We start from the raw sequence: 12891 nt of genomic DNA, 5'->3' as shown, positions 1-12891 counted from the left end.
CTCGTTCCGCGCGGGCGTGCGCCCGACCAGACTCGCCGGCATGACCTTTCGCGTTGCGATCATCGGTGGCGGACCGGCCGGAATCTACGCCGCGGACCTCCTGACCAAGTCCGAGGCCGACGTCTCGGTCGACCTGCTCGAGCGCCTGCCCGTGCCCTACGGCCTGGTCCGGTACGGCGTCGCACCCGACCACCCGCGCATCAAGGAGATCGTCAAGGCCCTGCAGCGCGTGCTCGGCCACCCCGACGTGCGGTTCCTCGGCAACGTGGAGTTCGGCGTCGACGTCAAGATCGAGGACCTACGCGAGTTCTACGACGCGGTCGTCGTCGCCACCGGCGCGATGGCCGACCGGCCGCTCGGCGTCCCGGGCGAGGACCTGCCCGGCTCGTTCGGCGCCGCGGACTTCGTCTCCTGGTACGACGCCCACCCCGACGTGCCGCGCACCTGGCCCCTCGAGGCCCGGCACGTCGCGGTCGTCGGGGCGGGCAACGTCGCCCTCGACGTCGCCCGGGTGCTGGCGAAGACGGCCGACGAGATGCTCGCCACCGACATCCCCGCCAACGTGTACGACGGGCTGCGGGCCAAGCAGGCGACCGATGTCCACGTGTTCGCACGGCGCGGCCCGGCGTACGTGAAGTTCTCGCCGCTCGAGCTGCGCGAGCTCGCCCACTCCCCCAACGTCGACGTGGTCGTGCATCCCGAGGGCTTCGAGGTCGACGGCGCCAGCATGGAGCACATCGCGAAGAACAAGCAGGCCAAGATGGTGCTCGACACCCTGGCCAACTGGGTCGGCCGCGAGCCCACCGGCAAGCCCCACCGCATCCACCTGCACTTCCTCGAGCAGCCGGTCTCGATCCTCGGCAGTGACGGTGTGACCGGGCTGCGGACCGAGCGGACGCGGCTGGTGGGCGACGGCTCGGTCGCGGGCACCGGCGAGCTGACCGACTGGGACGTCCAGGCCGTCTACCGCGCCGTCGGCTACCGCAGCACGGCGCTGCCCGGCCTGCCGTTCGACCACGCTGCCGCGGTCGTCCCCAACGCCGGCGGTCGGGTCCTCGACCTCGACGGAGTGGCCATCCCGGGCACCTATGTCACCGGGTGGATCAAGCGCGGCCCGGTGGGGCTGATCGGGCACACCAAGAGCGACGCCGCGGAGACCGTCGCGCACCTGGTCGCCGAGACCTCGCACACGGCCACCGCGCGCGAGCCCGAGGCTGTCGACCGCTACCTGGCCGAACGAGGTGTCGAGGTCGCGACGTTCGCCCACTGGGAGCGGCTGGACCAGCACGAGATCGCCCTCGGCGCGGCCCAGGACCGACCCCGGATCAAGGTCGTCGACCGTGACGAGATGCTGCAGCAAGGACGGGCCCTGCCGCACGGGCACCCGACTGCTGTCTGATCGTCTACCCGATCCGACACGCGGCGCAGCCTCCCGGCCGGGAACGTCCCACCACGTCAGGATGTGGGCAGGCCCCGCCACGTATGAGGTTGCGGGGCCGAATTCTTTCCGTCTGTCGCTCGGGCTACGGCGTGTCGGTCGCGACGCGCCGGAAACCCGCGACGTACGCCTCGATCTCGGCCCCGATGCGGGCCTTCACGTCGTCCGGCGCGAACGATGCGTCGACCGCGGCGTGGGCCAGGTCGGCCACGCCCCGCTCGTCGAGGTCGAGCAGCCCCGCGGCGACGGCGTAGTCGTTGTTGAGCGTCGTTGCGAACATCGGCGGGTCGTCGGAGTTGATCGTCACCGTCACCCCCGCCTCGACGAAGGTCCGGAGCGGATGGTCCTCGATCCGGTCGACGGCACGGGTCGCGATGTTGGAGGTGGGGCACACCTCCAGCACGATGCCCGCGTCGGCGAGGTGTGCGAGCAGCTCGGGGTCCTCCGCCGCCGAGCACCCGTGGCCGATCCGCTCGGCGCCGAGCAGGCGTACGGACTCCCAGACGGTCTCGGGGCCGGTGGTCTCGCCGGCGTGCGGGACCGAGCGCAGCCCGGCGGCCCGAGCCGTGTCGAAGTGCGGTGTGAACTGGGCCCGCGGCACCCCGATCTCCGGCCCGGCGAGGCCGAAACCGACGAGCGCGTCGGTGCGGTGCTGGAGCGCGTAGTCCAGCGTGGCGTCAGCCGCGGGGATGCCGGACTCGCCCGGGATGTCGAAGATCCAGCGAAGCACCAGCCCGAAGTCGCGCTCGGCCGCGACCCGGGCGTCCTCGATCGCCTCGGTGTAGGCCTGGATCGGGATGCCGCGCACGACGGACGTGTACGGCGTGCAGGTGAGCTCGGCGTAGCGGAGGTTCTGCCCCTGGGCCATCTCACGCGCCACCTCGTAGGTCAGTAGCCGGAGGTCCTCCGGCGTGCGGACCAGGTCGACGACGGCGAGGTAGACGTCGATGAAGTGGGCGAAGTCGCGGAAGGTGAAGAACTCCTTGAGCCGCTCCAGGTCGCTGGGGACGCCCGCGTCGGGGTGGCGCGCCGCGAGCTCGGAGACGATCCGCGGCGACGCCGACCCGACGTGGTGGACGTGCAGCTCCGCCTTCGGGAGCCGCGTGATGAAGTCCCGGAGGCTCACGACCCGACCATCGCGGCAGCGATGTCAGCCATCGTCTGGCCTTCGACCTTCTCCCCGTCCACGAGGACCGTCGGGGTCGAGTTGACGCCTTCCTTCGACGCTGCCTCGCCCGCGGCGTCGACCCAGCCCTCGAACGCCATGTCCTCGATCCCGGGACGTACGTCCGCCTCGGTGGCCCCGGCCTCGACCGCCCAGTCGACCAGGTCGTCGGAGTCCGGGAAGGGTCCACTCTCGGGCGGCTGGTTGTCGAAGAGCAGGTCGTGGAAGGCCTTGGCCACCTCGGGCCCGGACTCGTCGAGCACGACCGCGAATGCGTTGGCCGCCTCCGGCGAGTAGTCGTCGATCCCCTCCAGGAACGGCAACGGCCGGTACTCGACGTTGACCTCGCCCGCCTCGACCGCGGCATCCAGCTGGTCACGCACGGTGACCTCGAGGTCGCCGCAGAAGGGGCACAGGAAGTCCTCGTAGACCACGATCTCCTTGGGCGCGTCGGGCTCGCCGACGAGCAACCCGAAGTTGTCGCTCGCGCCCGCGGGCGGGGTGGTGGGCTTGTCGGAGCCCAGGCTCGTCACGAGGAAGTAGCCACCGACGATCAGCACGAGGACACCGGCGATCAGGCCGACGCGGGTGAGCTGCTCCTTGCGCTTGGCCGCCTTGCGGCGCTCCTCGGCCTGGGCACGAGCTCGCTCAGTCCGCGCGCGCCGGGCGTCCCGCTTGGCCTGCGTCGCGGCCTTCTCCTCAGCGGTCCGGTGCGAGGTCTTCTTCTGCGCCATCGAGGCTTCCTTCGTCGTCGGTGGTGGGGTCGGTGTCGAGGTCGTTGCGGGTCGAGGGGAAGAGGACGGTCTCCAGCGCCAGCCTGGACCGCGGCCGGACGACGAGCCACACGCTCAGCGCCAGCAGGCCGACGTCGCGGGCGATCTCGCCGGGGTACTTCGCCGCCGCGTCCGGGATCTCCCCTCCGCCGCCGAAGCACCCGCAGTCGATCGACAGCCCGCGTGCCCAAGCGCTGGAGATGCCGACGATGAAGGCGACGAAGAGCAGCGCCGAGACCACCGACGCACCTCGCACCATCACGCCCAGCACCAGGCACAGGCCGATGACGACCTCGACGACCGGCAGCAGGTGCCCGACCGTCGGGACGACCGCCTCCGGAAGGAGGTCGTACGCCCGCACCGCACGGACGCTGTCGGCCGGGTGGGGCAGCTTGAGTGCACCGGCGACGATCCACACGCCGCCCGTCAGCAGGCGCGCCACGAGGCCGAACCAGTCCTTCACAACCCGAAGGGTAGGAGGTGAGCCTGAGTCGACGCTGAGAGTGGTCGGTAGGGTTGCCGATCGTGAACGACAAGCTGGTGTGGATCGACTGCGAGATGACCGGCCTCGACCTGCGCGCCGACGCGCTGATCGAGGTGGCCGCGCTCGTCACGGACTTCGAGCTCAACGTGCTGGGCGAGGGCCTCGACGTGATCATCAAGCCGCCGCAGGAAGCGCTCGACCAGATGATCGACTTCGTCCGGAGCATGCACGAGAAGTCGGGACTGCTCGACGAGCTCGCGAGCGGCCTGACGCTCGCAGAGGCCGAGGAGCAGGTGCTCGCCTACATCAAGGAGCACTGCCCCGATGGCAGCCGGCCGCCGCTGGCCGGCAACACCGTGGCCACCGACCGCGCCTTCCTCGCCCGCGACATGCCCGGCCTGGAGTCCTTCCTGCACTACCGCATCGTCGACGTCTCCTCGATCAAGGAGCTGTCGCGCCGGTGGTTCCCGCGGGCCTACTTCGCGGCCCCGACCAAGCGCGGCAACCACCGCGCGCTGGCCGACATCCAGGAGAGCATCGAGGAGCTGCGCTACTACCGCGAGGCCGTGTTCGTGCCCCAGCCGGGCCCCGACAGCGCGCAGGCCAGGGAGATCGCCGCCAGGCACGGCGGCCAGCTGACCGGGCTCGGTCCCGACGCCGGCCCGGATGCCGACCTCGATGCGGCCCCTGCTGGTTGATTGCCCTACACTTCTCGTCGTCCTCGCGGAAGCGCGAGCGGACATGGTGGGTATAGCTCAGCTGGTAGAGCGCCGCCTTGTGGTGGCGGATGTCGCGGGTTCGAGTCCCGTTACTCACCCCAGATGGTCGAGCCCCTGACTCGCAGAGATGCGGTCAGGGGCTCGACCCATTTCCGTGCGTCTCGCCTCAGGTACGCCACTACCCGACCGGGAGCCGCAGCGGAAGAGGCTTGCCCCCGATCGGGTCGGCCTCGGCGACCTTGTCCATGGCGTCGACGATGTTGCGCAAGTTGATGATGAGCGCACCGTAGATCGGCCACTCGGGTGAGCGCTCGGTCGCTCGCAGCTCCTCGGTGAAGGCCTCGAGACGTCGGCGTACGTCGAGCAGCGCGGCCGGGTCGCCGCCGGCGGCCCGACCGGCGTCACCGAGCATCCCGATCCAGGGCACCGCGAACGCCTCGCCCCACGTCTCCCGGTGGGCCTGCTGGCCGCCGAGGGTGCGGGCGAGGCTGCGCGTCTCGGCGACCGCCTGCTCCATCCGACGCAGCAGCTCGAGCCATTGCTGCGGGTCCTTCATCCGCCGAGCCGACCGGCGCGGGTTCATCCGGGCACTCTCCTGCGCCTGCCGCACCAGGGCCCACGCACGCTCCAGGTCAGCGTCGAGGTCGCGGGTGCGGTCGGTCCACGCGGCGACGTCCGCGTCCTGGCACCTCGCTCGCAGACCGTCCGCCATGTCGACCAGGAGCTCACCGATGCCGTCGTCGACGCGCTCCAGCGCCTCGGCGGCCGTACGACGTCGCAGGGGCGGCCACACGAGCACGTTGACCAGCAGCCCCACGGCCACCCCGATCGCCGTGTCGAGGAGTCGCGAGACGAGCAGGACGTCGTTGTCGAACCCGGTTGTGAGGACCACCAGGCCGGTCGTGGCGATGGTCGTGGCCTCGGCGCCCAGCCACGGCACCGCGCCGAGCACGAGCGCGAGCCCCAGCAGCAGCGCGATGGCTCCCGTCGTGAGGCCGAGCGCCTCCCCCACGACTGTGGCGAGCAGCACCGCGACCACCGTGGCCGCGACCTGCTGGGTCCCCTTGGAGAACGTCCGGTAGACCGTGGCGTGCACCACCAGCAGCGCCGCCCACGGGGCCAGGAACGGCTGGGGCAGGTCCAGAAGGTTGGCCGCGATGATCCACGCGGCGACGGCCGCCAGCACGGTCTTGGCCAGCTGGAGGACGTCGTCCCACCAGATCGGGTCGCCGAGCACTCGGTCGACCCGCTCCCTCAGGGTCTCCCTGGGTGTCTGCCTCGGTGTCAGCCTCATCCGCCCGACACTACGGGCGCCCACGTCGTCAGGCCGCACGTCCGGCAACGAACTGGTCGGCACATCGTCGGCCCTTCCTCTCGCGGGGGACCGATCATGACGCACCGACCGAGGCGGCTCGGGCGCGGGGCGCCGCCCGGCCCTGGTCGGCAGGAGGGTCTACGTTGGGCCGGTGAATTCCGGCAACGGCAACTCCAGATATGACGTCGTCGTGGTCGGCGGCGGCCACAACGGGCTGGTCAGCGCTGCCTACCTCGCGCGCGCCGGCCTCTCGGTCCTCGTGCTGGAGCGCCTGGACCACACGGGCGGGGCCGCCGTCTCCCTCGAGCCGTTCGCCGGGCACCCTGCCCGGCTCTCGCGCTACTCCTACCTGGTCAGTCTGATGCCGGAGCAGCTGATGGCCGACCTGGACCTCGACGTCCGCCTCGCCTCGCGCACCACGGCGTCGTACACGCCCTGGACGCGCGGCGAGCGCACCGGCGGCCTGCTCGTCGAACGCCCCGAGGGCGATGCGACGCGAGCCTCGTTCCGCGACCTGACCGGCGGCGACGAGGAGTACGCCGCGTGGCAGGACTTCTACGCCGAGGTCGCACGCTTCGCCGAGGTCGTGGCGCCGACCCTCATGCGGCCGCTCCCCCTCGAGCGCGACGTGCGAGCGCTGGTCGAGGAGCGGATCTGGACCGACGTGGTGGAGGAGCCCCTCGGCCGTGCCATCCGGTCGCGCTTCACCGACGACACGGTCCGCGGGGTGGTCGCGACCGACGCCCTGATCGGCACCTTCGCGTCCTTGAACGACCTCTCGCTGATCCAGAACCGCTGCTTCCTCTACCACCTGATCGGCAACGGGACCGGTGAGTGGCGGGTGCCTGTGGGCGGCATGGGTGCCGTCACCGACGCGCTCGCTCGGGCCGCGGTGGACGCCGGGGCAGAGATCGTCACCGGTGCCGGCGTGAGCGCCATCTCCCCCGGTCCCGACGGCGCCGAGGTCGTCTGGCACGACGGCACCCGCGAGCGGACGGTCACCGCCCGGCGGGTCCTGTCCGGCGTCGCGCCGTGGGTGCTCCGGATCCTGCTCGGCGAGGGTGAGGACCCCGAGACCAAGCCGGTCGGCTCCCAGCTCAAGATCAACCTCCTGCTCGACCGGCTGCCCGCGCTCGCGTCCGGCGCCGACCCGGAGGTGGCCTTCGCCGGCACCCTCCACCTCGCCGAGGACTACAGCCAGCTCGAGCAGGCGTACGCCGCCGCTGCCGGCGGCGCGGTGCCCGACCCGATGCCGGGCGAGGTCTACTGCCACAGCCTCTCCGACCCGTCGATCCTGGGCGACCGCGCCGGCTCGGCGCACACCCTGACCTACTTCGGCCTCCACACCCCCGCCGACCTCTTCGACGCCGACCCGGGCGCCCGCGACGTGGCCACGCAGCGGGCCCTCGCCTCCCTCGGCGCGGTGCTCGCGGAGCCGCTCGACGACTGCCTGGCCACCGACACCGACGGCAGGCGGTGCATCGAGGTGAAGATCCCGCAGGACATCGAGAAGGACCTCGCGATGCCCGGCGGCCACATCTTCCACGGCGACCTCGAGTGGCCGTGGGCGCCCAACCGCGCCCGCCTCGAGACCCCCGCGCAGCAGTGGGGCGTGCAGACCGAGCACGACGTCGTCCTGCTGTGCGGGTCGGGCGCGCGTCGCGGTGGTGCGGTCTCCGGACTCGGCGGCCACAACGCCGCGCAGGCCGTCCTCGCCGACCTCTGAGCACCCGTCCGGGACCTGACCTCGATTTCGCCCGCCGGTCACGACGGGGTAATGTTCTACTCGCTTCACCGCACGCGCCATTAGCTCAATTGGCAGAGCAGCTGACTCTTAATCAGCGGGTTCGGGGTTCGAGTCCCTGATGGCGTACACATCAAGCCCCTGACCAGCGAAGACGCTGGTCAGGGGCTTTCTCGTTGCCAGCCCGGTGCCCGTTAAGTGCCCGAAAAGTCGGGGTCCTCGACGGCTTCAGAGCTGCGTCTGACCTACGGCGACTCGGGCTCGCGGGTGCTCGGCCGGCCGAGGATCGTCGCGGCTGCCGCGACGGTCGTCTTGCGTCCCATGTAGACGTCGGTGGTCATCGACGGGTTGCGGTGGCCGAGCTGGTCGGCCACCTGGCGGGCGCTGATGCCGGCCTCGTCGAGGCGAGTGGCGACGGTCTTGCGGAAGGTGTGCGAGGTGACCCAGTCGAACCCGATACGGTCGAAGAGGCGTCGCAGCTCGCCGGTGGTGTTGGACCGGTTGCGGACCCTGCCGAGCGGCGAGGGGAAGAGAACCTCGTCGGTGTTGATCGCCGGGTCGGCGATGCGTCGCCGGAGGGTGGCGACCACGTGAGGAGGGAGCGCAAGGACCCGCCAGCCGGCGTCGGTCTTGGTCCATTCCTGGATGCCGCCGTCAATGGTGGTGGCGGTGATCTCGACGACGCCGGCGTCGAGGTCGAGGTAGCGCGTCCGGACGGCGCTGGCCTCGCCGATGCGGGTGCCGGTGGCGGAGAGGAACTCGATCAGGTCGACGAGGTCCAGCTCGCGTGCCTTGCGGTCCGCGGCGACCTTGTCAAGCAGCTCGGCGTGCTCGGCGACGCTGAGCGCCCGGGGCGACTGGCGGCGTGGGGCCTCCAGGCGGCGTGCCTGTCGGACCGGGTTGTCACGCAGCGCGCCGTGGTCAATGGCGAGCTGGACCATGCCGCTGAGCACCGAGCGGGTCATCTTGGCGGTGCCGTAGCCGTGCTTGCGCGCGATGGCGGCGAGGAATCGGTTGATGGCCGGGACGGTGATCTCGCGGACCTGCAGGTCACCCATGCCGGGCTTGATGAGGTCGACGGCGAGCTTGGCGTACCGCTCGCGGCTCGTGGGAGCGAGGCTGGCTCGGGTGGCGACGTCCTCCAGGTAGACCTCGATCAGGAGCTTCACGCGCATGTGACCGGTGAGCGCAGAGGCGGTGGGGTCCTGGCGCTCGGTGATGGCGAGCTTCAGCGCGGAGATCGCCTCGGTTCTGGTGGGTCGAAAGCGAGCGATCTGGGTGACGGTCCCGTCGTAGTCGCGGTACCGCGCGCGGGCCCGCCAGCTGCCGTTGGGCATCCGCAGGGTGCTGATGTCACCCCAGGTGCCGACCGTCAGTGGCGGTCGTCCGGTCCGCATCGTCGCCTCACCCTTCCTACCCGGTTTGAGCCAGCTGCGTGCTGTCACGCATCCAATCGAATCTTCCGGTCCACCTTGCGAGTCCTGAGGCGGCCTGTGGAGAGCGCGGGCCGCCAGGCCGCCTGTGGACTGCTGACGCGTTGGCCGGCGCTGCGCTGGCGCCGGCGCGAGCGTCCGTCAGGCAATGTCAGGGTCGGCGTGATTCTTCTGGTCGTTGATCCAGCCGCGGAGGTCGCCGATGGTGGTGAGGAGGTGGCGGCCGATCTTGAAGAAGCGGGGACCGTCGCCGCACTGGCGCCACCAGCGCAGGGTGTTGACGGGGACGCGGAGGATGGCGGCGACCTCGGTCAGCGTCAGTAGGTCCTCGTCCTTGCCGTCGGGGATGGAGACGGTGGTGATGATGGAGAAACTCATCTCGGGTCCTTTCAGTGATGGGGTGGCCGCGAGGCGGTCTCGGGCCTGTTCGTGCCGCGTGCAGTAGCAGCACTGGGCTGATGGATCAGCCAGTGAGTCGGGCGGTCTCCGGCGCCGTCCGGTGCTGCTCTGGTAGTCACCTACGGATTCGAGTCGGCTCTGGGCGATCACGTGTAACCGACATTTTTCAGCGGCCGGTGCCGGGGCCCCCGGGTTCCCCCTCAGCCGACGTCGCCGGTGGACGGGGACGACGCGGCGTTGAGGTGGTCTGGCCGTCGAGGCCCCGTTCGTTCCAGCCGAGGTCCTGGTCCGTGTCATGGCAGAGGGCCGCGGCCTGCAGCTGCCAGGACGAGTCCGGCTCAAGTTCACCGCGGGCCCAGGTGTCGATCCGGGTGTTGGTTGGCGGGTCGTAGCGGTCGATGTCGTCGGCGGCCAGGGTTGCCGCGTGGTGGGATGGACTCACTACCCGTCCCCCCGCTGCCCCATTGGACCGGTGCGTCCCCTCGCCTGTCCTCGGCCGTCTCGGCCGTAGGGACCGTGCCGCCGAGCGTCCCCCCGGTTCAGGATCGCTCGCATGTGCCGTCGTGTGCAGCGTCGACGACGAAGACGATCGCTGGCGGTGCCTCCGCGCCGGGGCGGGGAGTAGCGAGGTCCCGAGGCCGTCTTCAGAGGTTGCGGCGGAACACATCCCGGGGTTTCGGTCGTTCGTCGTCGTGCCCGAAAATACCCTCTGACCTGCGGAAACACTGCACCTGGTGCTTCGGCCGTTAGCCGTTACTTGGTGTCGATTTCGACCCTGGTGAGTGCAGGTGGAGGGCAGGAGAACGACATTCCTGTGTCGAGGGGCGAACTCGCGACCCGCCTAGGAACTCCCACCACGGATGCTGGCACCAACGAATCCTGCACATCCCTTTCCCGTGTTGTTCCCCGCCAATGTTGCAAAGGGATGTGCAGCCCAGATCTGCCGTAGGACGTGCCCGGCGAGGCAGATTCCGATCAACCGAGTGACATTGGGGGCTCGCCGGGTCAAGTCGCAGGCCAGCTCCCTGACCCGACGAGCCTTCGGAACCGCCGATCGACATTCCCGGTTCCATCAGGTTCCGGCGTACGACCACAGGGATGGCAGCTCCTTCAGCGAAAGGTTGGCAGCGCTTCGAAGGTTACGGATCAGTTGTGTCCGAGGTCACATGACAGTGCCCCGCCCCCCGATGACCGGTATGGGCGGGGCACGACGGCCTGCTTGCCGACTGACCTCGGAACACTTCCCCCACAGTCGCATCCGCAATCGACTCCCTGTAACTCCCACAATATTGACCACTTCGGCGGCCACGTGCCGTTGCCGCTGCACTGTTACCGAACCGCGAGAAACTGTGTGCAAACTGTGTGCCAGGCCCGACTGCGGTCGGGTCCGGTGGCTGGCGAGGCGGCGGTCGCCATGTAGGTGCGCACGAAGTTGGCATCCCGTAGGCAGGGCCGCGGAACCCTCCTCACCTTCCCGGTCCACCACCCACACACCTGCCTGTCGGTGGGGTCTGCTGCCCGGATCGGTGACATCTTGACTTGCGTCGGGTGCCGGCCATCCACAACGTCATCCGTCGATGGCCAACATCGGGGGGCACTCCCCCGCCAAAGCCCCTGTAGACGTCTCTCCCGCCATAGTTGCAACGGGGACGTGCGCACAAGGCCCCGAAACGAACGCGATTCGGGTCCAAGGCGCTGATGCTAATGAACCGTGGCTAGGGCGCCGAATGGCTCGGATCGACGAGCCGGCGCACCGCGGCTTCGACCTGTTTGAGGGACGTGCCGGACGGAACGATGATGAGTGCAGGCGCATCGACCTGGCTTGCCCCATGAGTCCGATGGACATCAGCCAAGGCAGCCTCGACCTCTGTGTGCGGGTCGTCGGTCTCGCCCCGCAACCACCGCCGCAGCACGTGGTTGTGCGCCGCAACAACGCTGGCAGCCATCAGCTCCGCCCGCAGCTCGGAAGAGGGCGAACCGTCTCCCCAGGCGCTGAGGTAGCGGCGGAAGAGTGACTGGTATCGAGCGCCGCTGACGATCTCCCGTTCCTTGAGGGCTGCCACCGTGGACGTCAGCCCATAGCGGGCGCGCGCTCGCTCCCCCTCTGCGATGAAGTGCATCAAGACCAGCTTGACCGCATCGGTAACGGTGGCCAGCGTGCCTTCCGCACCGGAGTTCGCGAGGCGTTCCTCGACCCGCGCCAACAACGCGTCATGGTCGAAGAAGACCACTGCCTCCTTGGAGCCGAAAAGCCGGAAGAACGTGCTTCGGCTCAGACCAGCCGCAGTGGCGATGTCATCGACGCTCGTGGCCTCGTAGCCGAGACGCGCAAACAGATCCAAAGCGATGTCTTGCATGCGTTCGCGCTCCATCACACCTCCTGGTACTCAGTCTCGCAGACTGAAACTCGGACCGCATGCCGACACTGGGAGTCATAGTGTGAGACTCAGTATCAGACCAAGGGACGGGCCATGACCGAGCACACTGATCACTTGACGAGCGGGTCGGAAATCGACATCCACACCACGGCCGGCAAGCTGGCCGATCTGGAGCGTCGTCTCGACGAGGCCGTGCACGCGGGCTCGGCGAAGGCGGTCGAGAAGCAGCACGCCAAGGGACGCAAGACCGCCCGCGAGCGCATCGAGATCCTCTTCGACGAGGGCACCTTCGTCGAGCTCGACGAGCTCGCCCGCCACCGCTCCACCGCGTTCGGGCTGGAGAAGACCCGCCCCTACGGCGACGGCGTGGTGACCGGCTACGGCGAGGTCAACGGCCGCATGGTGTGCGTGTTCAGCCAGGACTTCACCGTCTTCGGCGGGTCGCTCGGTGAGGTCTACGGCGAGAAGATCACCAAGGTCATGGACCTCGCCATGAAGACCGGCTGCCCGATCATCGGCATCAACGAGGGCGCCGGCGCCCGCATCCAGGAGGGCGTCGTATCCCTGGGGCTGTACGGCGAGATCTTCCGCCGCAACGTGCACGCCTCGGGCGTGATCCCGCAGATCAGCCTGATCATGGGCAACTGCGCCGGCGGCCACGTCTACTCCCCCGCGGTCACCGACTTCACGATCATGGTCGACCAGACCTCGGCGATGTTCATCACCGGACCCGACGTCATCAAGACCGTCACCGGCGAGGACGTCACGATGGAGGACCTCGGCGGCGCCCGGACCCACAACACCAAGTCCGGCAACGCCCACTACATGGCCACCGACGAGGAAGACGCCCTCGAGTACGTCAAGGCGATGCTGTCCTACCTCCCGCAGAACAACCTCGACCCCGCACCTGAGTACGAGGCGTCAGCCGAGTACTCAGGTGGGCTGTCTGTGACGGATCTCGACCGGGCGCTCGACACCCTGATCCCCGACGGGGCCAACCAGCCCTACGACATGCACGACGTGATCACCGCCGTGCTGGACGA

General features: G+C 69.6%; 12 protein-coding genes and 2 tRNA genes. 6 read left to right on the top strand and 8 right to left on the bottom strand.

The genetic code is table 11. The annotated features are described in order from the left end of the window. The first annotated feature begins 40 nt into the window (after window positions 1-40). The gene (locus J3P44_RS13345; RefSeq protein WP_255890915.1) at window positions 41-1399 is read left to right on the top strand and encodes an FAD-dependent oxidoreductase; all 1359 of its coding nucleotides are present in this window, start codon (window positions 41-43) and stop codon (window positions 1397-1399) included. A gap of 124 nt (window positions 1400-1523) precedes the next feature. On the opposite strand, the gene J3P44_RS13340 is transcribed toward J3P44_RS13345, so the two are convergent. The 3 genes from J3P44_RS13340 to J3P44_RS13330 are packed head-to-tail and all read right to left on the bottom strand — an operon-like array spanning window position 1524 to window position 3839. Further along, window positions 1524-2564 carry an adenosine deaminase gene (locus J3P44_RS13340; protein WP_255890914.1) on the bottom strand — a complete coding sequence of 347 codons (1041 nt, stop codon included), beginning with the start codon at window positions 2562-2564 and terminating at the stop codon, window positions 1524-1526. Further along, window positions 2561-3337 carry a DsbA family protein gene (locus J3P44_RS13335; protein ID WP_255890913.1) on the bottom strand — a complete coding sequence of 259 codons (777 nt, stop codon included), beginning with the start codon at window positions 3335-3337 and terminating at the stop codon, window positions 2561-2563. Before J3P44_RS13335 ends, J3P44_RS13340 begins: the two co-directional genes overlap by 4 nt. Continuing rightward, entirely contained in the window at window positions 3303-3839 is a 537-nt protein-coding gene (locus tag J3P44_RS13330) for a MauE/DoxX family redox-associated membrane protein (RefSeq protein WP_255890912.1), read from the bottom strand. The genes J3P44_RS13335 and J3P44_RS13330 overlap by 35 nt, the downstream gene beginning before the upstream one ends. 62 nt (window positions 3840-3901) lie before the next feature. On the opposite strand from J3P44_RS13330, the gene orn reads away from it, so the two are divergent. Both orn and J3P44_RS13320 read left to right on the top strand, forming a co-directional pair. Continuing rightward, window positions 3902-4558, top strand: coding sequence for an oligoribonuclease (gene orn / locus J3P44_RS13325; protein WP_255890911.1), 657 nt, complete (start codon window positions 3902-3904; stop codon window positions 4556-4558). Between the two features lie 46 nt (window positions 4559-4604). Next, window positions 4605-4680: transfer RNA gene (locus J3P44_RS13320), tRNA-His, on the top strand. A gap of 77 nt (window positions 4681-4757) precedes the next feature. Here the strand turns inward: J3P44_RS13320 and J3P44_RS13315 are convergent. Next, on the bottom strand, window positions 4758-5873 hold the full coding sequence (locus J3P44_RS13315; protein ID WP_255890910.1) for an FUSC family protein: 1116 nt from the start codon (window positions 5871-5873) through the stop codon (window positions 4758-4760). A gap of 172 nt (window positions 5874-6045) precedes the next feature. Between J3P44_RS13315 and J3P44_RS13310 the strand changes: the two genes are divergently transcribed. Both J3P44_RS13310 and J3P44_RS13305 read left to right on the top strand, forming a co-directional pair. After that, a complete protein-coding gene (locus tag J3P44_RS13310; protein ID WP_255890909.1) occupies window positions 6046-7620 on the top strand; it encodes a phytoene desaturase family protein in 1575 nt (524 codons plus the stop codon). Between the two features lie 74 nt (window positions 7621-7694). Beyond that, window positions 7695-7767: transfer RNA gene (locus J3P44_RS13305), tRNA-Lys, on the top strand. 116 nt (window positions 7768-7883) lie between these two features. Here the strand turns inward: J3P44_RS13305 and J3P44_RS13300 are convergent. The 4 genes from J3P44_RS13300 to J3P44_RS13285 form a co-directional block, all read right to left on the bottom strand. Next, a complete protein-coding gene (locus J3P44_RS13300; protein WP_255890907.1) occupies window positions 7884-9035 on the bottom strand; it encodes a site-specific integrase in 1152 nt (383 codons plus the stop codon). A 177-nt stretch (window positions 9036-9212) separates the two neighbouring features. After that, window positions 9213-9449: a helix-turn-helix transcriptional regulator gene (locus J3P44_RS13295; protein WP_255890906.1), complete on the bottom strand. Its 237-nt coding sequence runs from the start codon at window positions 9447-9449 to the stop codon at window positions 9213-9215. 187 nt (window positions 9450-9636) lie between these two features. Continuing rightward, window positions 9637-9912 (bottom strand): hypothetical protein, encoded by a 276-nt coding sequence (locus J3P44_RS13290; RefSeq protein ID WP_255890905.1) that lies wholly within the window; start codon window positions 9910-9912, stop codon window positions 9637-9639. A 1273-nt stretch (window positions 9913-11185) separates the two neighbouring features. Further along, window positions 11186-11842, bottom strand: a complete 657-nt coding sequence (locus tag J3P44_RS13285) for a TetR/AcrR family transcriptional regulator (protein WP_255890904.1) — start codon at window positions 11840-11842, stop codon at window positions 11186-11188. Window positions 11843-11941: 99 nt separating this feature from the next. Here J3P44_RS13285 and J3P44_RS13280 point away from each other — a divergent pair. Next, on the top strand, window positions 11942-12891 hold a 950-nt coding region (locus tag J3P44_RS13280; protein WP_305122452.1), incomplete at its 3' end, for an acyl-CoA carboxylase subunit beta.

The sequence above is a fragment of the Nocardioides astragali genome (assembly GCF_024436375.1).
In the GTDB taxonomy this organism is placed as follows: Bacteria; Actinomycetota; Actinomycetes; order Propionibacteriales; family Nocardioidaceae; genus Nocardioides; species Nocardioides astragali.
This window is presented reverse-complemented; position numbering and strand designations above follow the sequence as displayed.